Raw genomic sequence first — 24,601 nt, forward strand, 5'->3', positions numbered from 1 at the left:
AAGGCCCGTCAGCCCCGGTGCTCGCCCTGCCGGGGGACGGTGGTGCGGTCGGTGCTCACCTTCACATCGAGCACCTCGTCGATACGGTCCGCACTGAGCCGTTCCCCGATCGCCGCCGATGCCGCGATCATCAGTTCCCCGCACAGCTCGATCTCGGCGAGCGCCACATGGTCGGATACGGTCGGGGCGCTGAGCGTCACCACGTCACTCACCTCTCACTGCCGTCACCGGCTTCCTAGGGTAGAGAGCCCGATACGCGCCGCGCATGGCACGGACGGACCATTTCGATGCCACCGGATGGCTAGGGGACATCCCGGATCTCACGGGACGCCCGGCCCTCGCGGAACGCCCCGGTCCTCGCGGAACGCCCCGGTCCTCGCGGAACGCCCCGGTCCTCGCGGAACGCCCCGGCCCTCGCGGAACGCCCCGGCCCTCGCGGGATGCCCCGGTTGTCTGCCGTGGGGCGCCCTGTCCTCGTGGGGTTCACCTCACGCGCGCCCCTGCTCGATCTCGCCGGTGTAGATGTCCCGCTCGTCCGGCAGCCGTACGGTGACCGGCACGCCGAACCCGTACAGCAGCGTCGTCGACACGACCTCCACCGACGGGCCCTCGTTGGCGAAGCTGAAGCGGTGGCGCACCTTGCGCAGCCGCCCCTGCTCGTCCAGATACGCGTCGAACGGCACCACGGCCGTGCGGAACCCCTTCGCCGCCGCCGCCAGCGACGCCCGCGAGGGGGCGGCCGCCAGCCGGGCGGCCCGGCCGATGTCGGCGGTCCCCCGGTAGTGCCGTACGGTCACCCCGGCCAGATCCGTCTCGCCGACGTACGTCACGACCCCCGCGCCGCGCAGCAGTTCGGCGGCGACCATCGGGTCGGTCACCCCGCCGGTGACCAGGTTGCCGTCCTCCAGCGCCGTCGTGTCGATCCGCACCCACTTGCCCTCGGGCACTCCGGCGCCGCGGTTCATCATGTAGAGGGCACCCGGGGCCAGCAGCTCCGTGATGGGCCGGTACTCCTCCTCGCCCGCGGCGTCCGGCGGCAGCACGACCTTGAGCCGGCCGGAGCCGGCGCGGAAGTCGTACGCCCCCGTCCCCCTGATCGTGACCCGGGTGCCGCCCGCCGCCGTCTCCATCGACGTACTCACCTCGGCGCTCGCGACACCGTCCCCGGCGAGCACCGCCGCCGCCCGCCGCACCACCTCGACCGCCCCGTCCCGGGCGTCCGCGGCGGTGGCACGGTCCCCGCCGCCGTCGCCGGCGCACCCGGCGGCCGCCGCGATCACGCCCATCACGGCGAGGGCACGCACAGCGCGCACCCCGCCTCCGGACCTGTGCTGCTGCACCACCATCGCCTGCCAACCCCCAACGACGTACCGCCTGCCCGATCCCCCACCCGCCCCGCATAACGACGGCCCCGGGCGGCTGTAACGTCCTCACCCCCGATTGGCACCCCCCGCGCGCCCCGGGGCCTTCGCACAGCCCGTCCACCCCTGCCGGCCGGGCGGCCCCGCCCAGTACCGTGGTCGCGTGTACGACCAACACGCCGCCGAGGTCCCGCGGGACCGGCCCGCCCATGAGCCCACCACCGCCGAACGCGGCTCGTTCTGCACCGCCCGCTGCGCCTGCGGCTGGTCGGGCCCGGCCCGCAGGTCCCGCGACCGGGCCCGCGCGGACGCCGAGGAACACCGCACCACGGCCTGAGCACCGGCCCTCCCCTTCCTCTCCCCCCACTCCGGAGGTCCGATGACCCAGCCGAACCGGCGCACCCTCCTCGCCGCGGGCGCCGCCGCCGTCCTCACCGGCGCCACGGCCACCGCATGCGACTCCCCGGACCCGGCGCAGGGCGCCGCCGGCCCCACCCCGGCCTCCTCGGGCTCCTCGGGCTCCGCCTCCGCGTCCTCGACGAAGTCCGCTTCCGCCGCTGCCTCCTCGGTACCGGCGGACTGGTCCGCGCTGGCCAAGAGCCTGGAGGGGTCGCTGGTCCGGCCCGGCGACACGGCGTACCCGACCGCCCGTCAGCTCTACAACACCCGCTTCGACGACCAGAAACCGGCCGCCGTCGCGTACGTCACACACGAGGACGACATCCGCGAGTGCCTGGCCTTCGCCCGCCGCACCTCCGTGCCCGTCGCGATCCGCAACGGCGGCCATTCCTACGCGGGCTGGTCGAGCGGCAACGGGCGCCTGGTCGTTGACGTCTCGTCACTCTCCCGCGTCGAGCGGGACGGCACGATCGGCGCCGGCGCCAAGCTCCTCGACGTCTACCAGGGGCTCGCCGCGCACGGCCTGACGATCCCCGGCGGCTCGTGCCCCACGGTCGGCATCTCCGGCCTGACCCTCGGCGGCGGCCATGGGGTCGCCGCCCGTGCTTACGGCCTGACCTGCGACAACCTCACCTCCGCGACGCTCGTCACCGCCGACGGCAGCACGGTCACCGCCGACGCCAAACGCCACCCGGACCTCTTCTGGGCGCTGCGCGGCGCGGGCAACGGCAACTTCGGCGTCGTCACCGAACTCCGCTTCCGCACCCGTCCCGCCCCGCAGACCGTCACCGCGTACATGTCCTGGCCGTGGTCGCGCGCCCGTGCCGTCGTCACGGCCTGGCAGGAGTGGGGCCCGGACCAGCCCGACGAGATCTGGTCCGCCGCACACCTCGCGGCCGGCCCGGGCGGCATCAACCCGACGGTCTCGGTCTCGGCGTTCAGCCTCGGTACGTACGGGGACCTGCAGAACGCCGTCGACCGCCTCGCCGACCGCATCGGCGCCTCCGCCACCTCGGTCTCGCTGCGCCGCCGCAGCTACCAGGAGGCGATGCTCGTGTACGCGGGCTGCTCGGGCATCACGGACGCGCAGTGCCACCTGCCGGGCACCACGCCGGGCCGCACCTCGCAGGGCACCCTCCAGCGCGAGACGTACGCGGCGGCCTCCGACTTCTACGACCGCTCCCTGCCCTCGGGCGGCGTCTCGGCCCTGCTCACCGCGGTCGAGGCGTTCACCCGGCTCGACGCGGGCCAGGGCGGCGGCGGTTCGGTCGCACTGACCGCGCTGGGCGGAGCCGTGAACCGCGTCGACCCGCAGGCCACGGCGTTCGTCCACCGCCGCTCCCGGATGCTCGCCCAGTACATCGGCGCCTGGCGCCCCGGCACGGCGGGCACCGCCCAGCAGAACTGGCTGAAAGACACCCACACGGCGATGCGCCCGTACGCCTCCGGCGCGGCGTACCAGAACTACACGGACCCGTCCCTGACCGACTGGCGCCAGGCGTACTACGGCACGGCGACGACGCGCCTGGCCCAGGTGAAGAAGCAGTACGACCCGGAGGGGCTGTTCACGTACCCGCAGGGGGTGTGAGGGGGGCGGGGGGTGGAGGGCCGGACGTGGGGTGCGTGGGGCCGGGAGTGGGGCGCGGGGCGCGCACCTCGCGGCGGGGGTGGGGGTGGGGCGCGGGGCGCGGGCCCGCGGAGTTGGGCGAGAGGCGCGGAGCGCGGGGCTCGGGGAACGGGCGCGCGGAGTTGGGCGAGAGGCGCGGAGCGCGGGGAACGGGCGCGCGAAGTTGGGCGAGAGGCGCGGAGCGCGGGGAACGGGCGCGCGGCCCGTGGCGCGCGGCGGGGAGGGGGCGCGCGCGGCGAGAAGCGGAGCGCGGGGCCGGGGCGCGCGGCGAGAAGCAGAGCGCGGGGCCGGGACGCGCGGCGAGAAGCAGAGCGCGGGGCCGGGACGCGCGGCGAGAAGCAGAGCGCGGGGCCGGGACGCGCGGCGAGAAGCAGAGCGCGGGGCCGGGACGCGCGGCGAGAAGCGGAGCGCGGGGCCGGGACGCGCGGCGAGAAGCGGAGCGCGGGGCCGGGGCGCGCGGCGAGGGGTGAGGCGCGCGCCGCGCGGCGGCGGGCCCGCCCCCCGGGTCCGCGCCGCGCGCCTAAGCCCCCGTCAGGCGGCCAGATTCGCGGGCCCCCTCAGACGGCGAGGCCCGCCGGCTCCCTCAGGCGGCGAGGCCCTTCTCGCCCTCGGAGCCGCCGCCCGAACCGGGCCGGGGCTCGGGAATCCCGAGCGCATCGTCTTCCCGGCCGTCGGATGCCGCCGCCCGGGGTCGGCGCGAGCGGACGAGCGGACCGAGGCGGGCGGACCGGGAGACGGCACCCACCAGGGGCGTCAGCACCATCATGGCGAGGGGCGCGAGGAGCAGCGCGACGGCCGTGCCGAGGGCGAAGCCGCCGATGACGTCGGTCGGGTAGTGCACGCCCATGTAGATCCGGCAGAAGCCTTCCAGCAGGGCGAGCCCGATGGCTGCGATGCCGAACTTGCGGTTGGCCACGAAGAGGCCGACGCCGAGGGCCATCGCCATGGTGGCGTGGTCGCTGACGAACGAGAAGTCGTTCTTGCCGTCGACGAGGACGTCGAGCCCCTGGTGGTCCTTGAACGGCCGGGGGCGCTCCACGAAACCGCGGATCGGGATGTTGATGAGCAACGCGATCCCGGCCGCGAGCGGCGCCCAGACGAGCCCTGCCACCGCCGACACCGATTCCTCGGCCGTGCCGCGCCGGCGGACGCTCCACCAGCACCACAGGACCACGAGGACCATGCCGAACATGATCCCGTACTCACCGACGAACTCCATGACCCGGTCGAACCAGGTGGGAGCGGCCTTGGCGAGCCCGTTGATGTCGTAGAGCAGGCTGACGTCGGGGTTCGACCCATCCAGTGCGAGTCCAGCCATCTGCTGCGGCCCCTTGCCTTGTCTGCTGCTGCGACACACGTCCCTGTGCGCCGCGCTTACGAACCCCCGTATTCGGTCCGTCCACGTCGATCACTCACGCGCCCACCAGAGAACGACGCACCCCGTGCGTACGTTCCACTCTCCACCGAATGATCACCATGACGTTATCGAAGAGTGACACGTCGTCGCTGCTCAGGGCTCGGGCTTCACGGACAGTTCCGGCCACTGGCCCACGGCGGTCAGGCCGCGGGCTGCGCGCTCGGCAGGGCCGCGGCACCGTCCTTGGTCACGCGGGTGGCGCCGAAGTAGTCGGGCGTGTCGATCTTGTCGAACCGGATGACCGCACCAGTGTACGGAGCGTTGATCATGTAGCCGCCCCCGACGTACAGGCCGACGTGGTGGATGGCGCGCGAATTGGTCAGATCGTCGGAGAAGAACACGAGGTCGCCGGGGAGCAGTTCGTCGCGGGCGGGGTGCGGCCCGGCGTTGTACTGGTCGTTCGCCACGCGGGGCAGCTCGATGTCGACCGTGCGGTACGCGGCCTGGGTCAGCCCGGAACAGTCGAAGCGCCCGCCCTGCTCGGGGGTGCCGTTGCCGCCCCACAGGTACTTCGTGCCGAGCTTCTTCTGCGCGAAGTAGATGGCACCGGCCGCCTGCTGAGAGGGCTGGACGCGGCCGACGGGCTGGGCGAAGCTCTTCTCCAGGGAGCGGATGATCTTGACGTAGTTCTGGGTCTCGGCGATGTCCGGAACACCGCCCGCCTTGATCACGCGGTAGGCGCCGGCGTTGTAGGCGGCGAGCATGTTGTCGGTGGGGTCGCCGGAGACCTTCTTCACGTACCCGGCGAGCTCGCAGTCGTAGGAGGCGGCGGAGGGGATGGCGTCGGCGGGGTCCCAGACGTCCCGGTCCCCGTCCCCGTCCCCGTCGATCCCGTGCCCGGCCCAGGTCCCGGGGATGAACTGCGCGATGCCCTGCGCGGCGGCTGAACTCTCGGCGCGGGGGTTCCAGCCGCTCTCCTGGTAGAGCTGGGCGGCGAGGAGGGCCGGGTTGATGGCAGGGCAGAGGTCGCCCCACTTCTGCACGAGCCCCTGATACTTGGCGGGCACAGCCCCCTTGGCCAACGCAACGGCCCCGCCGCCGCCACCGAGGCCGGCTGCGGCGGAGTACGTACCGACGACGAGCAACGCCACGAAGCACATGGCGGCACCGATGCCGATCCCCGCAGCCAACCAGAATTTGCGCACCCGTCAACCATCCCCCATCGGAGGCGGGTTCGTGAGTGTTTTCGACGGTGCGTACGAGTCATCGGGCGCACTGACGAGCGCTCAGGTGGCTCCGGCAGACCAGAAGTCGGAGTGGACGTTGGGTCGGGGCAGCGGATAGACACCGTCGTAGGAGGGCCCGTTGGGCGGCGTCGTCGACTCCACCACCTCGGATTCCTCCACGCAGGGACTGTCGACCTCGAAGAAGGCTTGGCCACCCCCAAAGATGAGGCTCACTCCGAAACCACCGCTTGTTTGAGCGTAGATTGCCGGCGAGTCTTGATCATTGTTGATCCCCTTGATCCTGTAGCCACGCTCTTTCCAATCTCGCTCGACGACCCCCAGAAAACTTCCTCGGCGTTCATCGGAAACAATGGTCATCACCGAGCGCCGACGCGTCACGTCACAGCTCCCGGTAGTCGTGGGACCGTGAGCCCACTGAACAGCCGGATCAATGCTCGCTAGCGTCGCATTCATAATTTCGTCCGCGTGATCAGCAGCGGCCTGCATGTCCATATCTGCCCTCTTTCCGCTTCCAAGACATCCAGAAAGTGACATCCCCAGGATCAGCGCCACCATGCGTACTGCGAGGCGGTGCCTCATCTATACTCCTCAGCCTTCACTCTCTGCGATTTACCGGCACCAACTAGAGCGATGCTGTTGGCAGACGAAGCATCACGCACTGGATCGAAGTACTGCCCGTGAGCATCGACAGACAATTTCCCGCCGCTTACAAGTGCGGGACCTTCGTCCACCGGAAACCGCCTTGCACCGAACGCCTCGCTCGCTGGGTCCTTACCGAACCACAGATCATCATCCCCCTGGTCAGCCAATTCACCGAAGAGATGCGCACCCGCAGGCCCCAAATTGGTCAGCCCAATGAACCCGACAACTGCCTGCATTTTCGATGGGGCCTTGGTGACGACGTCGTTCTCTGCCGCGCCTACAAATACGTGATCCTTCCCCACCCCGAGGTCCTCTGCCCGGTCTACGCCGACCCCTGGGCTACCGACCAAAACGATATCGTCAACCCCAGGGATTCCACCATCTTGCTGTGTCGCAGCCCCGACCGTGCGTGATCCATACGAATGCCCGATTGCCGTCATATGCGGGTTCTCGTTTTCGTTCGTAGCCGACAGGCCACCCATGAACTGATTGAAGGAAGCACCACCCTTCACGGCTCGCTCATCCCCAGACACATCCAGGCTGTCGAGTCCGTCCAGGAATTGAGGCGCGTCATACCCAAGCCAGACAATCGCGGTGCTCGAAGAATCGTGTCTTTGCATTCCGATAGCCGTATCCCTGGCCCGCTTGAGGTCCCCCGTAGCGAACTCCTCATCCAACGCCGTATTCAACCCCGGCACATAAGCCGCAACATTTCGCGCCGTATCCGGGTTCCCGAACGACACGATCGCTCGGCCGTTCCCCTCATCCCCGATACCGAGTAGGTACATCGGCGGTTGGCCGTCCTTCCTCAGCTGGCGGTCGATCTCCCGCAACCCCGCCAGCTGCGTGCGTGACGTCTCGTCGTCGCGGCCCTCCAGCTTGCCGATCAGGAGTTGGAGGTTGTCGCGGTTCGCCGTGTCGCGGACGAGCGACGGGATGCCGTCCAGGTTGCCGATCTGGTCCGGGTACACCGCGAGGTATTCCTCGCGCTGTTCGTCCGTCAGGTGGGCCCACCACTCGCGGCGGGCCGCAGGCGTCGCGTCGCGTGGGATGCGGGACTTCAGGTAGCCGCGCGCGGCATCCCGGACCGCGGCCGCGTCGCCCGCCGCGTCCGTCCACGTGCGGTCGGGGACCTTCAGGCCCTCCTCCGCCTTCAGACGTCGCAGGGTGCGGGTGAACCGCCAGTCGATCTCGGCGGCCGTGCGCACCGCCTTCGTCACCCGGTCCGCGATGTCCTGCGCCTTCGCGGCGTACGGGTTCGGGGCGACCAGCCCCGGCGGAGGAAGCAGGTCGGGCAGCGCGTTGCCCCTCGCCGTCCCGCCCGACAACGGCTTGCCGTCGATCAGGCCCTCGCCCGCCGCCGGGTACGTCACCGAGCCATCCGCGTGGACGGTGAACTTCAGCGCCTCCGCGTCGTCCAGCGCGTTCCGCAGGGCCTTCTGCTGGGCCCGCATCTCGTGCGCGAGGCTGTTCAGCGCGGTGCGGACGAGGCCGCATTCCGTATAGACGTACTGCAGGTTCCGCCCCAGCTGCCGCAGCCTGCTCACCGCCGCGTCGGCCGCCGCACCCTGCTGGGTCTCGCGCAGGCCGGTCAGCAGCTGCTTCTCGATGCGGTCCCGGCCGGCGTCGGCGCGGTTGCTCGCCTTGCCCCAGCCGTCGGCCGCGTCCTCCAGCTCGGCGCACTTCAGGTCGCGTAACTGCGCCCACGTCAGAGTGGAGGACGACAGCGTCATCGCTCGACTCCGTGCGTCAGCCGGGCCACGAGGGCGAAGGACGACCGTACGGACTCGTTCGTCTCGCCCTGGGCCCGGGCCACGGCCCGCAGGTTCCCCGCCAGCGCCCCGCACTCGTGGCGCGCGCACTCGAAACGCCGCACCCAGGATTCCCGTACCGCCCCCAGCTCGGCCAGTGCGTTCAGGCCGACGGTGCCGGCGAGCAGGCCCTCGTGCGCCGTCGCCAGTTCCGTGCGCACCGGGCCGAGGTGCGCGCCCATCCCCTCCGCGCCCCCGGCAGCCCGCAGCCACGCCCCGTCGCTGTGGCGCAACTCGCCCCCGGCGGAGAATCCGCCCCCGGCAGGGTCTCCCCCGGCCCCGTCGCCCGCCAGGTCGCTCAGCCTCAGCCGCACACCGCTCACACCGCTCACCCCGTTCCTTGATCGTGGAGCGGCACTGTGCCAAACCCGGCAACCGCGACACGCCGCACGCCAAGGCGCCGGGGCGCGGGCATCAGCCCGCTCCCCGGTGCTCCCAACGCATCGCCCCCGCCCACGGATCACCCGAACGGTGGACCGGTACCAGGGGGCCTCTAGGCGGTCCTCGGGTCCACCGTGACCAGCCGGTGCAGCGCGGCCGCCGCCCGTTCCTCCGGTGGGGTGCCGTCCTCGGGGAGGCGCCACAGGAGCTGCTGGGGGAAGCCGTCCTCGGCGTCGTACAGGAGGCTCAGCGTCGTCTCGTCGGGGTTCAGGAAGTCCGTACCGGACCAACCGAGGCGCAGGCCCCAGCGGGTGAGCAGGTCCGGACGGGCGATCAGCCGGGCCACCTGGCGGGCCGGCCACGCCCACGTGCCGTCGCCCTCCGCCCGGGCGACCTCGGCGCCGTACGCAACGGCGTCGAAGCGGAGTTCGGGCAGTTCCCGTACGACCGGCGACTCAAACGGGGGCCCGGTGGGGGCGGGCAGCGCCAGTCGGACCAGACGACCTCGTCACCGTCCCGCTGGGCCCCAGTCGTGCAGCATGCAGGAGCCCGTGCGGAGTTCCTGGACCGCCGTCACCAGGAGGCCGTAGTGGTCGAGCGTGGGCGTCAGGAGGCCGGCGCACCGCGCGAGCGCTTCGTACGTGCGCGTGGCGTGCGGGTAGGAGAGGATTTCGGAGCGGTAGTCCCGCACGCTGGTCATACGGAACAACAATCGGCCCGCCTGCGCGACCAATGCGGCGGCCTGCGGGTCCGGAACCTCCGGAACCTCCTGTACCGCGGACAGCAGTTCCACCGTCCGGGTGGCCTCGGCCACCCTCCGTGCCACATCGGACGACACGTCCCCCGGCAGCGCGATCAGGTGTTCCCGTACCGCGGCCTCGTCATGTGCCGTCAGTTCTGGGATGAGCGCGGCGAGTTCGGGCGGCCCTTCCTGGCTATGAAGGGCGAGCAGGGCCCCGGCGGGTCTGTCGACGGCGTCGAGCGCGTGGATGACGGGGCGTACGAGGGGCCGGAGCAGGCCCAGCGTCTTGAGGTACGGGGCGTCCTGCGGTTCACCGAGCCGGGCCAGCAGGGCGAGGCCGAGGCTGACGGGCAGGTAGCTGACACCCGTGCGCACCAGGCACCGTGCGAGGGCGCGTGCCCGTGCATCGTTCTCCAGTGGCAGCGCGCGTACGAACAGGTGGACGCACCGGTGCCGGAGGGGCGGGTCCATGGCGTCGAGCCGCCGGCCGGCTTCGTACGCCGCCTCGGCGGCGTCCTGGGCGATCAGCGGCGGGCCGAGGAGAAGGGCCAGTTCGTCCTGGGTCTCCGCCCAGCGCCGGCTGGTCCTGTTGCCCTTTCGGGACCGGCGTTCGGGAGGTGGTGCCGCGTGCTCCTGGGACCACGGTCCCCCGGGCTCGGCGTCCTGGACGCGCAGAGCGCAGCCGTACAAGGACGAAGGCCTGGGAGTGAGCGCTCCGCGCTCTTCCGGGGCGCTCAACGGGCGGGGCGGGTCTCGATTCCATAGGTCATGGACGGAGGGTGGCAGTGCGGCGACACCGCGGGCCAGCGAATTTCCGCCGGGCACGGCCCGCTCGTCGTACCCGGTTCAGCCGGAAGAGTGCGCCCCCATGAGCTGCTCATCCCCCGTCACCAGCTTCTGGCACCGTCCCATGGTGGCCCGCCGCGCCGACGAACAGCACCGCGCCTCGACCATGCTGGAGCTGTTCTTCGACCTCTGCTTCGTCGCGGCCGTCGCCCACACCGCCGGTCACGGCCACATCTCCGACCGCGCGGCGGCCGCGGCCTACACCGTTCCGGTCGCCGTGTTCATCACCCTCGTCCGGCTCCTGCACCACCGCTCCGCCGGGCTCCGCCGCGCCGCGGACGTCCTCCACCCGGTCGCGGTGCTCGCCGTCCTGGCGGCCACGTTCGCCCCGTCGCCGATCCTGACGACGGGCATCATCGCCGCACTCCTCATCGCCGCAACGCTCCTCCTGGGCCCGCGACGCCGGGCGCGAGTCCGCCGCCCACTGAACCGCCGCATGCACAGCGCCGGACCGCCTACCGCCGCACGCACCACGCCGGACCGCCTACTTCAGCGAGGTGGTGTCGCGCACCACCGGGGCACGCCTGGGCGGAAGTACTCGTAACGGCGGCGAACGACCGCCGCTGCCGTCCCGTCGTTCCCGGCATCCCCCTCCTTTCCCCTCGTTCAGCGCCCGCCCCGCGCCGCCTGCCCGGGCAGGACGACGCCCTGCGCATGGGCGGTCTTCCCCGGCCGCAGGGTCCACGGCACCGGGGGCGTGGCGGTCAGCCAGCCCTCCGCGAGGAGGCTGCCCACCACGATCCCGCGCAGCGCAGACGACAGCTTCTTCCAGCGCAGGCCCCTGCACAGCTGGTTGTACGAGGGGCCGTGGCCGTGCTCGGTACGGAACGCCACGGTGAACAAGGCGGCCTCGCGCCCGCAGTCGGGGTGCGCGTCCCGCCAGGTGCCGTAGGCATCCAGGACCGTGCGGGGCGCGGGTACGGAGGAGGGTGAGGCGAGGAACGCGTTTGCGACCCGACCGAAGGGGAAATGGCACAGCGGGCACTGCTCCACCGCCTCCACGTGGCGCAGCAGCGCGGGGCTGATACCGGACTTCCACTCCGCCCAGCGCTCCCGAGTCACCTCCTTCGGCTGTAGGGCGGACGCGGCCTCCCGCGCCGCCCGCCGCTCCTCTTCCTCCTGCGCGAGTGCGGCCAGCTCCTCCGGCGTACGGAACATGCCGGCGAGATGCCCCACCGCCGTGCCGAGCCGATAGGTCTGCCCGGACACCTCGGCGAGGAACCCCTTCTCCAGGAGCGTGGGCACCGCCCCGTAGCAGGCGCCGGGCAGCTCGGCGGGCGCGTGGCCGACCAGCTCGGCGGAGCAGTGGGCCGCCAGGAACAGGGCGGCGAGCCGTACCGCCGGCGAGCCCTTTTTCACGGGTTTGGCCAGCCGTGTACGCATCGACCACCCCGAGACCCGCGACCGCGCCTCCTTGCCGAGGGGCAGCACGTGGCCGGGGCCTGGGGCCATGTCCGGTACGACGATGCCGACCGGCTTGTCCGGGTCCCCGTCGATCAGCGGGCCCGGCACCTCCCAGCCTGCGGCGACCAGTTCGGCCAGGGCGCCCTCCGGATCGTCCAGACGCAACGAGCGCAGGTCGGTCCCCGTGAGGTTGCCGACCCCGGTATGCGCGGCCCGGATCGCCACGACGACGGCGAGTAGCTGCGCGTCGACGGAGGTCAGCGGCAGGGAGGCGACGTACGACAGGAGGGCGCGCGCGGCCTCCCCCTGGTGGTGCGTCAGCAGGAAGGGCAGCGGCTCGGGCGGCGGGGCGACGGCCTCGGCGGGGACAGCGGCAACAGCGGCAACAGCGGCAACAGCAGGCTTGGGCACATCACATCTAACGGTGATCTGACCGCCGAAGTCACGCGTGACCTGACGCACGCCCCGAGGGCGTCAGCGGGACGTCAGGGAGGCGTTAGCAGAACATGAGCGGCAGGCGGGAGGCTTCCTGTGCCAGACGGTCAGGAGGGGGAGCGGTTCGCCGCAAGTTCCGGGCTTGTCTGCACCGAACCGACCACTCCACCGCCACACACTTCGGGGATTCACATGCGTACGAACCGCAACCGCAAGCGCACCGCCGCCCTCGGCGCCGCCGTCACCGCCGTGCTCGCTCTCGCCCTCACCGCCTGCGGCGGGGACGACGGCGGTACGAAGTCGGCCGGCCCGGCGGACAGCCCCGCCTCGGCCCCCGCGTCGGCCGACGCCACCACGGCTGCGGACACCGCCAAGGACAAGGACGCCGCGACGACCGACGGCTCCGCGACGACCGGCGGCGCGTCGACGGCCGGCGGCTCCACGGACGCGGTCAGCTCCAGCACCGGCACTTCCAAGGGCGGCGCCGCGAAGACCGGCGGCTCCACGGGCAGCACCGCGGGCGGCGACACCAGCGACAGCTACGCCTACAAGCACCCCTGCAAGAGCGGCGACCTGTCGGTGCGCGTGTACGCCCGTGAGGGTTCGTCCACCCAGCACGTCATCGAGGTCAACAACACCGGCACCAACTCCTGCGGCCTGAGCTACTTCCCGCGCGTCAGCCTGGGCGCCGCGAACGCCGCGGACCACAGCGGCGACATCAGGCCGCTGATCCCGGGCGGCCTGGGCGGCGCTCCGGCGTACCCGGTCAAGCCGAAGACCGCCGCGATCGCGGTGATCGACCTCAACCCGAGCGGCAGCGCCAACGCCCTGACCTGGATCAACGAGCTGAACGTCCTGGCCGACGGCGACCACATGCCCAACGCCGACCAGCTCAACTTCGCGCTCGGCCCGAACGTCAAGGTGCGCGACCCGAAGCTGGGCCTGTACGAGAACTCGGTCGCGGACGCGGTGAGCTCCATGAAGCAGGCGGACACGAAGTCCTGACCCGGACCGGGACGGGAAAGCCCTCGGACGGACCGCGACGGTCCGTCCGAGGGCTCTGCCGCGTCAGCCGGCTGCCAACTGGGTGAAGCGGAGGCGGTTGCCGAACGGGTCGCGCAGGCCGCAGTCCGTTCCGTAGGGGCGCTCGGTGGGCTCCTCGGTGAACTCGACGCCCTGGGCGAGCAGCGTCTCGTACGTCTTGCGGCAGTCGTCCGTGGTGAGGATGAGCCATCCGCCCATCGCCCCCTTGGTCACGAGGTCGCGTACCTGCGCCGCGGTCTCCTCGGACATCGCCGGCGGGCCCGGCTTCTCCAGGAGTACCTGGTGCTCCGGGTGGCCGGGGACGTTCACGGTGAGCCAGCGCATGGGGCCCATGTCGACGTCGGCGGCGACCTCGAGTCCGAGCTTGCCGACGTAGAAGTCGAGGGCTTCGTCCTGGTCCAGAACGTAGATCTGTGTGTGCGTGATGGCGTTGAACATGACGTTCACGCTACGGGGGAAGAGGTGCGAAAACTTATCCGGAACTGCTCAGTCGGCGCTGGGCCGGCTCCACGCCATCGTGAAGCAGGTGGGCACGCCTCGGGCGGGCGCTTCCTTGCGGTAGGCCCGGGGTGCCCGGCCCACGATGGCGCGGAACGTCCGGCTGAAGGTGCCCGTACTGCCGAAGCCGACCTCGAAGCAGATGTCCGTCACGCTGCGGCCGGTCTCCCGCAGCAGGAACATCGCCCGCTCGATCCGGCGCCGCTGCAGATAGTGGTGCGGCGTCTCGCCGAACGTGGCGCGGAAGGTGCGCGAGAAGTGCGCCGGTGACACATGGGCGATGCGGGCGAGCGCGGGCACGTCCAGCGGCTGGGCGTACGCCCGGTCCATCGCGTCCTTGGCCCGCAGCATGCGGCGATTGGACTCCTCCGTGGCGCGGCTCACCCGGCCATCAGACCACGTCCCGGCGCGCCCGCGCACCGCCCCAGCGGCGTACTCGCGCGAGGTGCCCGGATACGTGTTCGGAGACGTGTCCGGAGACCGGCCGACGGGCATGATCAATTACATGAAAAAGGACAAGAGGGGCAGCGCGAGCGACGGCCAAGGGCAGATCCTGCACTGGAACTTCTTCATAGGCGGCCATCTGAGCGCCTCCGTACCCGTGCGTCTCGTCGAACGCACGGAAGCCGGTCAGCTGGTGTGGATGGAGTCGGGCACACCGATGTGGCACACCGCCCTCCCACGCGGCGTCACCCACTTGCGGGACCTAGACCCGAACGAGCGTCCGGCCGGGGGCTTCCCCGTCGTCGCGGGCCGCTGGCCGATGGGCGACGCGCTCTTCTACCAGCCGACGGGGGCCGCACACTCGGTGCTGTGGCTCTTCGGCCGCAGACACACGTTTCGCGGCTGGTACGTGAATCTCGAACGCCGCGTGCACCACGGCGACGACATCGACATCACGGACCACGAACTGGACATCAACGTGGCGCCGGACCGGACCTGGAGGTGGAAGGACGAGCAGTCCTTCGCGGAGAAGACCGGCCACCCCGCGTACTGGACGGCCGAGGAAGCCGTCGCCATCCGGTCCGAAGGAGCGACGGTCGCACAGCTCGCCGAGGCCGGAACCTTTCCCTTCGACGGCTCCTGGTGCGATTTCCGGCCACCCTCGTGGTGGAAGACCCCGTCCCGCCCACCGAACCCCCGCCACCCGCTCCTGCGCCCGCTGGATGAACCCGCCTCACGCCCCATGCCCTGAGCAGCGCGGTCGGACACCGCGAGAGATCCCGGCCAGGGTGGCCTGATGACGATCATTGCTCGACGTCACTCTCCGTGATACACAGAGTGACCATACGTATTTCGCCCACACACCGATTCGATCCGCAGGTCAGGGCGGCCAGACCGGTCAAATGTGCGAGATCCGGGTAAAGAGAGCCGTCAAGCCGTCGTACGAAAGCAGTTTCATCAGCGAAGATAGAGGGTGACCCGTGCCGTGCGGTGCGGGCGCCGAACTACCCAACAGGGGCGGTGACTTACATGATCCTGGCAGCGGAAAAGGGCGACATCACCACCATCATCGGCGGAATCGCCCCGAACTGGGGGCCGTTCGGGACCCTGGGCAACGAGGCCCGCGTAATGATCGAGGTGGTGATGGCGATCGCCATCCTGCTGTGCCTCGGCATCGCGGTCTGGGGAGCGGCCAAGCAGCGGATCGGCGCGACGGCTCTGCGTGACACGTTCAGCGCGGAACAGGGCAAGGGGCTGATCGTGGCCGGCCTGACCGGTGTGTTCATCATCGGATCGCTCGGGACCCTGTTCACCATTGTCTACGGGATGGCTGTCTGACCGGCCGTCATCCCACGCCCCGGGGCCGTCCCGCCCCACCCCTCCCATCCGTCCGTCGTGCCCACCGGCAGAGGTTGCGTCTCCCTGATGTCGAGTCACCACACCGCGTCCGCGCGGAGAGCAGCACGGCTACCGTCGTACTACGACGCGATTCGAGCAATGGTTGAGGGGGCGTACGCGGCATGAGCCTCGGCGACGAGAACGGCTACGGCAACGACGCGGGACGCGGCGACGCCTACAGCACCATCGGCGGCACGCGCCAGACCCGCACCCGCCTCCCCGACGGCCCGGCCGGCGACACCTACGGCCCCCGCCGCCCGCCGCGCAGCTCCCGCTCCCTCATCACGGTCGTCGGCGTGGTGGTCCTGCTGCTGGGCGCCATCGCCTTCGCGAACATGGGCGGAGGCGACAGCGGCAACGGCGGCACGTCCGGAGGCAGCGCCAACAACAAGACCGGCGCCGCCCCGACCGCAGCCACGGGCACCAAGCCGGTGACGGGCAAGAACGGCACGATCCCCTCAGGCTTCGCGCACGACGAACAGGGGGCGGAGAGCGCGGCGGCGAACTACGCGGTGGCGCTGGGCTCCGCCGGAATGTTCGACAAGGACCAGCGACGCGCCATCGCGGGCGCGGTCTACGCGCCAGCGGTCGCCGCTGCCCGCCAGGGCGCACTGGACAAGGTCTACTCCGACGCCGACTTCCTCGCGAACATCGGCTTGAGCCCTAATGGGACCGCACCTGCCGGACAGGCATTCATCTCACGCTCCAACCCTGTCGGCACCAAGGTCGTGAAGTTCAACGGTGACACGGCCAGCATCGCAGTCTGGTACTCGGCTCTGTTCGGCCTGGCCGGAGACGGCTCGAAAAACCCCGTCTCCGAAAGCTGGTTCACCAACACCTTCGACCTCGAGTGGACCAACGGAGACTGGAAGGTCACCGACTTCACACAGAAGGACGGCCCGGCCCCAGTAGGCCGGGACCAGGCTGCCGCCTCTGCTGAGGAGATGGCCGACGCGGTCGAACAGTACGGAGGGTTTACGTATGCCCGGTAGTCATCGCACCCGTGCCCTCTCGTTGACAGCACTTGCGAGCTCCGTACAGATCTTCCTGGTCCTGACATCCACTCGCACTTTTGCCGCGCCGTCACCGACCCCGACTCCCAGCGGGAACAACAACGCCTGCGACCTCATTCGCGGCCCCGCCAAGGACTACTGCGAAGGCGGCAGCGCCAACGCGCCCAAGTCCACCCCGCCCTCCAGCACCGACCCCGCTCTCGACCCGCTCACCTCCCTCGGCCGGGGCTGCGCCGACGCCGCCGCGTGGATCGTGGGCAAGCTCAGCGACGCAGTCAAAAGCACCGCCAACGTCGACTTCACGAACACCCGCTTCCTCCAGCAGTACGCAATCGTCTTCGCCGCCTCCACCGTCCTGACGCTCGTCCTGTGGCTCCTCGCCGTCGCCAAGCGCGCGATCCGCGGCGTGCCGCTCACCACCGCGATCTCCGAGGCCATCGGCTTCCTCTGGCTCACCGTCCTCGCCTCCGCGTTCACTCCGCTGATCCTCTACACGATCGTCTCCGCGACCGACGGCGTCACCGACGTGATCGCCTCGTCCTCCGGCGGGCAGACCGACGTCTTCTTCGGCTCCTTCGCCGAGGCTCTCAAGAAGGACTCCGACATCGGCGGCGGCCCGATCATGCTCATCGTCGTCTCGCTCGTGTCGATCCTCGCCGCCGGCATCCTCTGGCTGGAGCTCGTCATCCGCGCCGCCCTGCTCTACGTCGGCGCCCTCCTGGGAACCGCCGTGTACGCGGGGCTCGTCGACAAGAACATGTGGGGCCACGTACGCCGCTGGGCGGGCATCATGGTCGCGGTGATCATGGTCAAACCCGTCATCGTCGTCGTCCTCGGCCTGGCCGGCGCCCTGTCCTCGGACGACGGCCCCGACGCGTTCTCCGCCGTGGTCTCCGGCCTCGCCATCATCCTGCTGGCCATCTTCGCCTCCGGGATGATCTACCGCTTCGTCCCCGGCTTCGGCGACGAGATCCAGGGCGCCCGCACCAACCGCAAGCAGGCCACCGACGGCTCCCAGGCCGCCGCCATGATCAGCTCCCCCGCCGCGCTCGTCTCCCAGGGCATCAAGACCCACAGCAGCCGCGGCGGCCAGAACGGCGGCGACACCAGCAGCGGCGGCGGCCGGCCCGCCAACCCGGTCAGCGGCGGAGTCGCCGCCCACAGCTCCCGTAACCCCGGGAGCGGGGTCGGCGGCGGATCTGTCCCCTCCGCCGCACCTCCGCCCCGCAGCGGTTCGGGCCCCACCTCCGGCACCCCGCACAGCAGCCGCGGCTCACGCGGCGGTCCGGGCAGTCCAGGCAGCACAGGTAACAACCGCACAGGAGGTGGCGGGCGTTGAGCACTCAGTCCCATCCGATCACGCCCCGCCGTACGTATCTCATCGGCCGCGCCCGGCCGAACGCGATCGTCGGCAAGAACCGCGAGACGGGCGAGATCGCCCTGATCATCGCCGGCGCGTTCCTCGGCATGATGAGCGGCCTGCTCGTCCCGGTCCTCTCCCTGCGCATCGTGCTGCTCACCGGCTTCCCGCTGCTCGCCCTGGCCGTCGTCTACGTCCCGTACAAGCACCGGACCTTCTACAAGTGGTTCGAGATCAACCGCAGCTACAAGCGCTCCCTGCGCCGCGGCACCACCTACCGCTCCCCCGCCATGGAGGCGGGCACCCGCGCCGACGGGCGTGAGGTCGAGATCGGGCCGCCCCCCGGCATCGGCCGGATCAACTGGATGGCCGCCCCCTTCGGCCCGGACGAGATCGCGGTCCTGCTGCACGCCGACCGGCGCACCGTCACCGCAGCCATCGAGATCGAGGGCCCCGGCGTCGGGCTGCGCGACAGTGAGGACCAGGAAGCGCTCGTCGACCGGTTCGGCACCCTGCTCAAGCACGTCGCCAACGGGGACGGCTTCGTCACGCGCCTCCAGATGCTGGCCCGTACGCTCCCCGCCGACCCCGACGCCCACGCCAAGGACGTCGCCCAGCGCGGCGACCACACGTCCCCGCGCTGGCTGCAGGACTCCTACGACCAGCTCCAGTCCATGGTCTCCACCTCCAGCGAACAGCACCGCGCGTACCTCGTCGCCTGCATGCACTTCACCCGCGAGCTCGCCGCCGAGGCCAACGCCATGGCCCGCGCCGCCCGCCCGCATGCCGGCCGCAAGCTCGACCGGGACGCCGGGCTGGCCGTCGTCATGGCGCGCGAGCTCACCGACATCTGCGCCCGCCTCGCCGAGGCCGACATCCGGGTCCGCCAGCCCCTCGGCCAGAGCCGGCTGGCCTCCCTCGTGCACTCCATGTACGACCCCGACCACCCCATCGACCACATCCAGGCCATGACCAAGCGCAACGCCTGGCCGGCCGAACTGGACGCGGTCGAGCCGACGTTCCTCCAGGCCAAGACCCGCGAGTCCTCCACCCGCGCCCCCTGGTGCCACTCCACGGCCTGGGTGAAGGAGTGGCCGATGACGCCCGTCGGCGTCAACTTCCTCGCCCCGCTCCTCGTCCACACCCCCGACGTGATCCGTACGGTCGCCGTCTGCATGGACCTCGAACCCACCGAGCTCGCCATCGAGCGGATGCTCACCGAGAAGACCAACGACGACGCCGAGGCCAGCCGCCAGGCCAAGATGAACCGGACCGTCGACCCCCGCGACATCGCCGCCCACGGCCGGCTCGACCAACGGGGTGAAGATCTCGCCAGCGGCGCCGCCGGGGTCAACCTCGTGGGGTACATCACCGTGTCGTCGCGTTCCCCCGAAGCCCTCGCACGCGACAAGCGGACGATCCGGGCCTCGGCCGGAAAGTCGTACCTGAAGCTGGAGTGGTGCGACCGCGAGCACCACCGCGCCTTCGTGAACACCCTGCCGTTCGCCACCGGCATCCGCCGCTAGCCCCCGCACCAGCACCAGCACCAGCACACAGAACACCAAGCACACCAAGCACACCAAGCACACCAAGCACACCAAGCACCGAGCGCCAAGCACACCGAGCACCGAGCACCGAGCACCGAGCACCGAGAGAGACGAGACGAAAGGGAGGTCGGTCACGCCATGCGAGATCCGCTGTCCGCGTTGTCGGACGCCTTTACCGCCTTCCTCTTCGGGAAGGTGGAGACGACCCGGCTGCCCGTCCGGACCTCGACCGGACAGGCCCAGGCGGTCTACCTGCCCACCGCCGCCCCCGGCCTCGGCGACTCCGGCGTGATCATCGGCCGCGAGGTGTACTCCGGCAAGGGCTACATCTACGATCCCTTCCAGCTCTACGGGCAGCAGCTCCCCGCCCCGCACTGGCTGGTCCTCGGCGAGTCCGGGAACGGCAAGTCCGCGCTGGAGAAGACGTACGTGCTGCGCCAGCTCCGCTTCCGCGACCGCCAGGTCGTCGTCCTGGACGCCCAGGGCGAGGACGGCGTCGGCGAGTGGAACCTCATCGCACAGGAGCTCGGCCTCACCCCCATCCGCCTCGACCCCACCTCCGCCCTCAACGGCGGCATCCGGCTCAACCCGCTCGACCCGGCGATCACCACGACCGGCCAGCTCGCCCTGCTGCGCACCATCATCGAAGTCGCCATGGGCCACGGCCTCGACGAGCGCTCCGGCTTCGCGCTCAAGGTCGCACACGCCTACGTGAACGAGACGACGACCGACCGCCAGCCCGTGCTGACGGACATCGTCGAACAGCTCCGCCACCCCGAACCGGAATCGGCCCGGGCGATGAACGTCGACATAGACGACGTACGCGCCTGGGGCCTGGACGTCGCGCTCGTCCTGGACCGGCTCGTCGACGGCGACCTGCGCGGCATGTTCGACGGCCCGACGTCCTTCGGTATCGACCTGGACGCCCCGCTGATCGTCTTCGACCTCTCGCACATCGACCGCAACTCGATCGCCATGCCGATCCTGATGGCGATCGTCGGCGTCTGGCTGGAACACACCTGGATCAGGCCCGACCGCAAGAAGCGCATCTTCCTGGTCGAAGAGGCCTGGCACATCATCAACTCGCCTTTCGTCGCACAGCTCTTCCAGCGCCTGCTGAAGTTCGGCCGACGGCTCGGTCTCTCGTTCGTCGCCGTCGTCCACCACCTCAGCGACGTGGTCGACGGCGCCGCGGCACGGGAAGCGGCGGCCATCCTGAAGATGGCGTCGACGCGCACGATCTACGCCCAGAAGGCCGACGAGGCGAGAGCCACCGGCCGGGTGATCGGGCTGCCCCGCTGGGCGGTCGAGATCATCCCCACGCTCACCCCCGGCATCGCGGTCTGGGACGTCAACGGCAACGTACAGGTCGTCAAACACCTGATCACCGAGGCCGAACGCCCCCTCGTCTTCACCGACCGCGCCATGACCGAGTCGTCCACGAGCGACCTGCTCCCGGACGACGTACGGGCCGCCGACCTCGAAGCAGAGCAACGCGCGGCCAGGATCGAGAACCAGCAACGGCTGAACGAGTCGTCCGAGTCAACGGTGGCATGACATGGCGGGGAGCGGAGGGGCACGGTCCGGTGGCGGCCGAGGGGGCGGCATCCCCGACGGCCTGCTCGTCGGTCTGCTCGCCTTCCTCCTCGGGCTCACCCTGCTGGTCTGGGTGGCCACCGGGCTCGCCGGACTCCTCGCGCACGGAGCCTGGCCCGACGGCGTCACGCTGACCGAGACCCCGCTGGCGCTCCGCCGGCTCATGGGAGCCCCGCACGACCTGCCCACCGCCTGGCCGAACACACCGCCGGGCGAGCTCTCCGGGTACGGGCTGTTCTGGGGCCTGCTCATCGGCGAACTGATGGTGCTCGTGGTGCTGGTGGTGTTCGTGATGGGCGTTGTCACCCGCTGGCGCGCCGTACACGCCCGCCAGCGCGCCGAATGGCTGGAGCAGCAGGAGCAGCTGCGCCGGGCGGAGCGTTCGCAGCACGGGGAGCGGCAGGCGGAGGGGGCGGCGCGCAGCCGCCGTGGCAAGCGCGAGGAGTACGCCCACGAGGCGGCGCTCCCCGCCCCCGGACCGCCCCCGGAGCCCACCCTCGCAGTCCCCGGCCCCACAGTGCCCGCCCCCACAGAACACGTCACCGAAGCCGCGCCGAAGTCAAAGGCAGCGACAGAGACGGCATCCCTGAACGCCCCGAAGCCCGGCAACCTCACCACCCCCATGCCGACCGCCATCCCCGTGACGACCGCCGTCCCCTCCCCGCGCACCCCGCTCGTCGTCTACGGCCCCGCCGCCACCCGTCGGCCCACCGCCGTCCAGGCCATCCACGAAGCCGACGGACCCGTGCTCGTCGTGACCTCCGACCCCAGCGTCTGGGCCGAGACGAAGGACGCGCGCGCCAAGCTGGGCCCGGTCCTCGTCTACGACCCCGGCCACTTCTGCGACACCCCGGCCAGGCTGCACTGGGCGCCCACCGCCGGATGCGAGCAGCCCGACCGGGCGGCGGCCCGCGCCACCGCGCTGCTCGCCCCGGTGCGGCCGCAGGCCCGTATCGACGCGGCGACGGCCGACACCGCCGAGACCCTGCTGCGCTGCTGGCTGCACGCCGCCGCCATCGACGGCCGCCCCTTCCGCCAGGTCCACCGCTGGGCCCTCGGCGGCAGCGCCCACGAACCGGTCCGCCTGCTCCGCACCCACCCGAAGGCGGCGCCCGGACTCGCCGGGCTGCTGGAGTCCGCGCTCACCGCCCACCCCGAACGCCGCGAGATGGCACAGGAGCTGAACGTACGGGCCTTCGGCGCCCTCTCCTCCGTCCACATCCGGGATGCCTGCACACCAAATCGAGCAGATACGCTGGCATTGAATTCTTTTGTGGACGAAGGGGGCAGCCTCTATGTGGTGGGTGAACCCATCGAGACCCCGCGATCCGGTCCGGGGGCCATGCCCCTGCTCACCGCGCTCGCCTCAGACGTGGTCGAGCACGGCCGCCGCATGGCCGCACGGTCATCCGACGGCCGGCTCGACCCACCAATGACACTCGTCCTGGACGACGTCGCGGCCGTCGCGCCGCTGCCCCGACTGCCGGAGCTGCTGACGACCGGCCAGGCCCAGGGCCTGTCGACCGTAGCGCTGCTCCGCTCCCCCGAACAGGCCCGCTCCCACTGGCCGCAGCAGCTCAGAACATCCCCGACCCTCTGACCGAACGGACCCCACCGGAGAGCCCTCCCACCGGACAGGCCTTCCGCCAGGCCGCCCCTCCGACCGGCAACCCACGTCGGCGAACGGCGCACTCAACAGGCGACGCACTCTCACAGACGGCGCACTCCCACAGACGGCACACCCCTACGGGCGCGCCACCGCGTACTCCAGCTCACGGGCCGTCGGGTCGCCCGGCATGGGCACCGTCTCCCCGGTCGGCGTGAAGCCGATCCGGCGGTAGAAGGCCGCGGCGCGCGGATTGTCCTCGTGCACGTACAGCCGTACGCGCTCCAGCCGCGGATCGTCCAGCGACCACGACCACTCCAGAGCGGCCCGGAACAGCGCATCGGCCACGCCCGCGCCCCGCGCCTCGGGCCGTACGAACACACCGACCACGTGGCCCTGGTTGATCGGGGCCACGTCACCGAACCCCGCCTCGTCGTCCGGCCGTTCGACGAGCACGGTCACCGAGCCCGCCCAACGGCCGTCCGGGTCCTCGGCGACGAACTGCCGCACCGCGCCCGCACCCTCATCGGACGCATCGGCCGTCTGTTCCCGCCAGGCGTCGTCGGAGCGCTTCAGGCCCTGTTCGTACGTCTCCAGGAACGCCACCGGAGCAACCGGGTCCTGCAGGGCGGCCAGCCGGAGCTCCTTCGCCGGCTGCCAATCGTCGGCGCGCACCGGCCGTATCACGTAGTCCATGCAGTGATCTTGGCCCGCACTCCTGTGACCGCGCAAACGCATTGCCCCGGGCGGCCGATGTCGTACCCCGGTACTGCGCGGGCCCGCATGTCCCGCCCCCGGTCCGACGCCCGGGCGCCCGCCCGCTCCGTAGCGTCGGCCGTATGATCAGGGTCCACGCACTCACCAAACGCTACGGCGACACCACCGTCGTCCAGGACCTCGACTTCACCGTCCGCCCGGGCACGGTCACCGGCTGCTCCGTCGCCGGGTAACGGATCAAGGGGTTCTCACTCGGCATGGGCCAACGCCTCGGCATCGCCGCGGCCCTGCTCGGCGACCGGGCGGCCCTGATCCTGGACGAACCGGTCAACGGCCTCGACCCGGAGGGCGTCCTGTGGATTCGCAACCTGCTCAGGTCCGGCCCAGGCACTGGACGCCATCGGCACCACCAGCCGCCAGGCCCTGGCGGAGCTCCGCCGCCTGCTCGGGGTGTTGCGCGACCAGCCTGAGGACGCCGAGCGCACTCCGCAGCCGACTCCGGACGACATGGACGCGCTGCTGGAGGGCGTACGGCGGGCCGGTCTGGCCGTGCGTCTACGGGTGGGCGGGACGCCGCCGGCCGTACCGCCCACCCCGGGGCGTCAGCTAACGGTCTACCGGGTGGTGCAGCGGCGGCGACGCAGTGGTCGCCCCGAGCCTGACTCGCCGTCTCCTGGACGCGTACGTACAGCACTCGCCGGCCGCCCCGGGCGAACCGGCCCCGCACGATCCCCGTATCGCCGCTCTCACCGGCCGCGAGCGGGGAATCCTCACGGTCATCGGCCGGGGCTGGGCCAATTCCGAAATCTCCGAGCGCCTGCATCTCGCCGACTCGACCGTGAAGACCCATGTCTCCCGCATCCTCGCGAAGACGGGCTCCAGAGACCGCGTCCAGGCGGTGATCCTGGCGTGCGACACGCACTTGGTCACCGCAGGGTGAGACCCTGGTAAACGCAGAAAAGCCCCGTGCCAGAGGCACGGGGCTTTTCCACAATGATTGTTCGGCGGCGTCCTACTCTCCCACAGGGTCCCCCCTGCAGTACCATCGGCGCTGAAAGGCTTAGCTTCCGGGTTCGGAATGTAACCGGGCGTTTCCCTAACGCAATGACCACCGAAACACTATGAA

At 71.0% G+C, this 24,601-nt stretch carries 24 protein-coding genes, 1 rRNA gene and 3 pseudogenes; 14 read left to right on the forward strand and 14 right to left on the reverse strand.

Annotated elements, in window-relative coordinates; translation table 11 throughout:
- Positions 1–8: 8 nt before the first annotated feature.
- Both E6P78_RS29770 and E6P78_RS29775 read right to left on the reverse strand, forming a co-directional pair.
- A complete protein-coding gene (locus E6P78_RS29770) occupies positions 9–203 on the reverse strand; it encodes a hypothetical protein (RefSeq protein ID WP_018554431.1) in 195 nt (64 codons plus the stop codon).
- Positions 204–488: 285 nt separating this feature from the next.
- On the reverse strand, positions 489–1,346 hold the full coding sequence (locus tag E6P78_RS29775; protein ID WP_136206743.1) for a hypothetical protein: 858 nt from the start codon (positions 1,344–1,346) through the stop codon (positions 489–491).
- A gap of 178 nt (positions 1,347–1,524) precedes the next feature.
- On the opposite strand from E6P78_RS29775, the gene E6P78_RS32945 reads away from it, so the two are divergent.
- Complete coding sequence (locus E6P78_RS32945; protein ID WP_168712737.1) at positions 1,525–1,698, forward strand: hypothetical protein; 174 nt, start codon at positions 1,525–1,527, stop codon at positions 1,696–1,698.
- Positions 1,699–1,740: 42 nt separating this feature from the next.
- Positions 1,741–3,348, forward strand: a complete 1,608-nt coding sequence (locus E6P78_RS29780) for an FAD-binding oxidoreductase (RefSeq protein ID WP_136206744.1) — start codon at positions 1,741–1,743, stop codon at positions 3,346–3,348.
- A gap of 622 nt (positions 3,349–3,970) precedes the next feature.
- Here E6P78_RS29780 and E6P78_RS29785 read toward each other — a convergent pair.
- The 7 genes from E6P78_RS29785 to E6P78_RS29810 form a co-directional block, all read right to left on the reverse strand.
- Positions 3,971–4,705, reverse strand: a complete 735-nt coding sequence (locus E6P78_RS29785) for a phosphatase PAP2 family protein (RefSeq protein WP_136206745.1) — start codon at positions 4,703–4,705, stop codon at positions 3,971–3,973.
- 239 nt (positions 4,706–4,944) lie between these two features.
- Entirely contained in the window at positions 4,945–5,949 is a 1,005-nt protein-coding gene (locus E6P78_RS29790; protein WP_206307953.1) for a bifunctional lytic transglycosylase/C40 family peptidase, read from the reverse strand.
- Between the two features lie 81 nt (positions 5,950–6,030).
- Complete coding sequence (locus tag E6P78_RS29795) at positions 6,031–6,570, reverse strand: hypothetical protein (RefSeq protein WP_240799423.1); 540 nt, start codon at positions 6,568–6,570, stop codon at positions 6,031–6,033.
- Positions 6,567–8,366: an alpha/beta hydrolase gene (locus tag E6P78_RS29800; protein WP_136206746.1), complete on the reverse strand. Its 1,800-nt coding sequence runs from the start codon at positions 8,364–8,366 to the stop codon at positions 6,567–6,569. Before E6P78_RS29800 ends, E6P78_RS29795 begins: the two co-directional genes overlap by 4 nt.
- Complete coding sequence (locus tag E6P78_RS33700; protein WP_240799424.1) at positions 8,363–8,776, reverse strand: hypothetical protein; 414 nt, start codon at positions 8,774–8,776, stop codon at positions 8,363–8,365. Before E6P78_RS33700 ends, E6P78_RS29800 begins: the two co-directional genes overlap by 4 nt.
- A gap of 161 nt (positions 8,777–8,937) precedes the next feature.
- Entirely contained in the window at positions 8,938–9,171 is a 234-nt protein-coding gene (locus E6P78_RS33705; protein ID WP_240799425.1) for a hypothetical protein, read from the reverse strand.
- 162 nt (positions 9,172–9,333) lie between these two features.
- Positions 9,334–10,257 (reverse strand): hypothetical protein, encoded by a 924-nt coding sequence (locus tag E6P78_RS29810; protein ID WP_240799426.1) that lies wholly within the window; start codon positions 10,255–10,257, stop codon positions 9,334–9,336.
- A 178-nt stretch (positions 10,258–10,435) separates the two neighbouring features.
- On the opposite strand from E6P78_RS29810, the gene E6P78_RS33710 reads away from it, so the two are divergent.
- Positions 10,436–10,957 (forward strand): hypothetical protein, encoded by a 522-nt coding sequence (locus E6P78_RS33710; protein ID WP_240799427.1) that lies wholly within the window; start codon positions 10,436–10,438, stop codon positions 10,955–10,957.
- A 62-nt stretch (positions 10,958–11,019) separates the two neighbouring features.
- On the opposite strand, the gene E6P78_RS29820 is transcribed toward E6P78_RS33710, so the two are convergent.
- Entirely contained in the window at positions 11,020–12,279 is a 1,260-nt protein-coding gene (locus tag E6P78_RS29820) for a hypothetical protein (RefSeq protein WP_240799428.1), read from the reverse strand.
- Positions 12,280–12,444: 165 nt separating this feature from the next.
- On the opposite strand from E6P78_RS29820, the gene E6P78_RS29825 reads away from it, so the two are divergent.
- Positions 12,445–13,257, forward strand: coding sequence for a DUF4232 domain-containing protein (locus E6P78_RS29825; protein WP_136206747.1), 813 nt, complete (start codon positions 12,445–12,447; stop codon positions 13,255–13,257).
- Between the two features lie 63 nt (positions 13,258–13,320).
- Here E6P78_RS29825 and E6P78_RS29830 read toward each other — a convergent pair whose 3' ends face one another.
- Positions 13,321–13,734 (reverse strand): VOC family protein, encoded by a 414-nt coding sequence (locus E6P78_RS29830; RefSeq protein WP_136206748.1) that lies wholly within the window; start codon positions 13,732–13,734, stop codon positions 13,321–13,323.
- 48 nt (positions 13,735–13,782) lie between these two features.
- Positions 13,783–14,178, reverse strand: coding sequence for an AraC family transcriptional regulator (locus E6P78_RS29835; RefSeq protein ID WP_206307954.1), 396 nt, complete (start codon positions 14,176–14,178; stop codon positions 13,783–13,785).
- Positions 14,179–14,299: 121 nt separating this feature from the next.
- On the opposite strand from E6P78_RS29835, the gene E6P78_RS29840 reads away from it, so the two are divergent.
- The 7 genes from E6P78_RS29840 (at position 14,300) to E6P78_RS29870 (ending at position 22,752) form a co-directional block, all read left to right on the forward strand.
- Positions 14,300–14,989 (forward strand): DUF402 domain-containing protein, encoded by a 690-nt coding sequence (locus tag E6P78_RS29840; protein WP_136206749.1) that lies wholly within the window; start codon positions 14,300–14,302, stop codon positions 14,987–14,989.
- Positions 14,990–15,267: 278 nt separating this feature from the next.
- Complete coding sequence (locus tag E6P78_RS29845) at positions 15,268–15,576, forward strand: hypothetical protein (RefSeq protein ID WP_018101695.1); 309 nt, start codon at positions 15,268–15,270, stop codon at positions 15,574–15,576.
- A 182-nt stretch (positions 15,577–15,758) separates the two neighbouring features.
- Positions 15,759–16,628, forward strand: a complete 870-nt coding sequence (locus E6P78_RS29850) for a hypothetical protein (RefSeq protein ID WP_136206750.1) — start codon at positions 15,759–15,761, stop codon at positions 16,626–16,628.
- Entirely contained in the window at positions 16,618–17,988 is a 1,371-nt protein-coding gene (locus E6P78_RS29855) for a hypothetical protein (protein ID WP_136206751.1), read from the forward strand. The genes E6P78_RS29850 and E6P78_RS29855 overlap by 11 nt, the downstream gene beginning before the upstream one ends.
- Positions 17,985–19,535, forward strand: a complete 1,551-nt coding sequence (locus E6P78_RS29860) for an SCO6880 family protein (protein WP_136206752.1) — start codon at positions 17,985–17,987, stop codon at positions 19,533–19,535. Before E6P78_RS29855 ends, E6P78_RS29860 begins: the two co-directional genes overlap by 4 nt.
- A gap of 159 nt (positions 19,536–19,694) precedes the next feature.
- Positions 19,695–21,113: an ATP-binding protein gene (locus E6P78_RS29865; protein WP_136206753.1), complete on the forward strand. Its 1,419-nt coding sequence runs from the start codon at positions 19,695–19,697 to the stop codon at positions 21,111–21,113.
- A 1-nt stretch (position 21,114) separates the two neighbouring features.
- Positions 21,115–22,752, forward strand: coding sequence for a type IV secretory system conjugative DNA transfer family protein (locus E6P78_RS29870; RefSeq protein ID WP_136206754.1), 1,638 nt, complete (start codon positions 21,115–21,117; stop codon positions 22,750–22,752).
- A gap of 144 nt (positions 22,753–22,896) precedes the next feature.
- Here the strand turns inward: E6P78_RS29870 and E6P78_RS29875 are convergent, their stop codons facing one another.
- On the reverse strand, positions 22,897–23,454 hold the full coding sequence (locus E6P78_RS29875) for a GNAT family N-acetyltransferase (RefSeq protein ID WP_136206755.1): 558 nt from the start codon (positions 23,452–23,454) through the stop codon (positions 22,897–22,899).
- A 143-nt stretch (positions 23,455–23,597) separates the two neighbouring features.
- Between E6P78_RS29875 and E6P78_RS33950 the strand changes: the two are divergent.
- The 3 pseudogenes from E6P78_RS33950 to E6P78_RS29890 form a co-directional block, all read left to right on the forward strand.
- Positions 23,598–23,855: pseudogene (locus E6P78_RS33950) on the forward strand (ATP-binding cassette domain-containing protein); the annotation flags it as partial.
- 1 nt (position 23,856) lies between these two features.
- Positions 23,857–24,105: pseudogene (locus E6P78_RS33720) on the forward strand (sensor histidine kinase); the annotation flags it as partial.
- Positions 24,102–24,415 (forward strand): annotated as a pseudogene (locus tag E6P78_RS29890) (LuxR C-terminal-related transcriptional regulator); the annotation flags it as partial. The pseudogenes E6P78_RS33720 and E6P78_RS29890, both read left to right, overlap by 4 nt.
- A gap of 59 nt (positions 24,416–24,474) precedes the next feature.
- On the opposite strand, the gene rrf reads toward E6P78_RS29890, so the two are convergent.
- Positions 24,475–24,591, reverse strand: a 5S ribosomal RNA gene (rrf, locus tag E6P78_RS29895).
- Positions 24,592–24,601: the final 10 nt, after the last annotated feature.

The sequence above is a fragment of the Streptomyces sp. A0958 genome, from assembly GCF_004795035.1.
Lineage (GTDB): Bacteria > Actinomycetota > Actinomycetes > Streptomycetales > Streptomycetaceae > Streptomyces.

What these genes read in the sequence shown, in the direction of transcription:
- E6P78_RS29775 (WP_136206743.1), bottom strand. Translation starts at nt 1,346, where the DNA reads ATGGTGGTGCAGCAGCACAGGTCCGGAGGCGGGGTGCGCGCTGTGCGT.
- E6P78_RS29780 (WP_136206744.1), top strand. Translation starts at nt 1,741, where the DNA reads ATGACCCAGCCGAACCGGCGCACCCTCCTCGCCGCGGGCGCCGCCGCC.
- E6P78_RS29785 (WP_136206745.1), bottom strand. Translation starts at nt 4,705, where the DNA reads ATGGCTGGACTCGCACTGGATGGGTCGAACCCCGACGTCAGCCTGCTC.
- E6P78_RS29795 (WP_240799423.1), bottom strand. Translation starts at nt 6,570, where the DNA reads ATGAGGCACCGCCTCGCAGTACGCATGGTGGCGCTGATCCTGGGGATG.
- E6P78_RS29800 (WP_136206746.1), bottom strand. Translation starts at nt 8,366, where the DNA reads ATGACGCTGTCGTCCTCCACTCTGACGTGGGCGCAGTTACGCGACCTG.
- E6P78_RS33710 (WP_240799427.1), top strand. Translation starts at nt 10,436, where the DNA reads ATGAGCTGCTCATCCCCCGTCACCAGCTTCTGGCACCGTCCCATGGTG.
- E6P78_RS29825 (WP_136206747.1), top strand. Translation starts at nt 12,445, where the DNA reads ATGCGTACGAACCGCAACCGCAAGCGCACCGCCGCCCTCGGCGCCGCC.
- E6P78_RS29830 (WP_136206748.1), bottom strand. Translation starts at nt 13,734, where the DNA reads ATGTTCAACGCCATCACGCACACACAGATCTACGTTCTGGACCAGGAC.
- E6P78_RS29840 (WP_136206749.1), top strand. Translation starts at nt 14,300, where the DNA reads ATGAAAAAGGACAAGAGGGGCAGCGCGAGCGACGGCCAAGGGCAGATC.
- E6P78_RS29845 (WP_018101695.1), top strand. Translation starts at nt 15,268, where the DNA reads ATGATCCTGGCAGCGGAAAAGGGCGACATCACCACCATCATCGGCGGA.
- E6P78_RS29850 (WP_136206750.1), top strand. Translation starts at nt 15,759, where the DNA reads ATGAGCCTCGGCGACGAGAACGGCTACGGCAACGACGCGGGACGCGGC.
- E6P78_RS29855 (WP_136206751.1), top strand. Translation starts at nt 16,618, where the DNA reads ATGCCCGGTAGTCATCGCACCCGTGCCCTCTCGTTGACAGCACTTGCG.
- E6P78_RS29865 (WP_136206753.1), top strand. Translation starts at nt 19,695, where the DNA reads ATGCGAGATCCGCTGTCCGCGTTGTCGGACGCCTTTACCGCCTTCCTC.
- E6P78_RS29870 (WP_136206754.1), top strand. Translation starts at nt 21,115, where the DNA reads ATGGCGGGGAGCGGAGGGGCACGGTCCGGTGGCGGCCGAGGGGGCGGC.
- E6P78_RS29875 (WP_136206755.1), bottom strand. Translation starts at nt 23,454, where the DNA reads ATGGACTACGTGATACGGCCGGTGCGCGCCGACGATTGGCAGCCGGCG.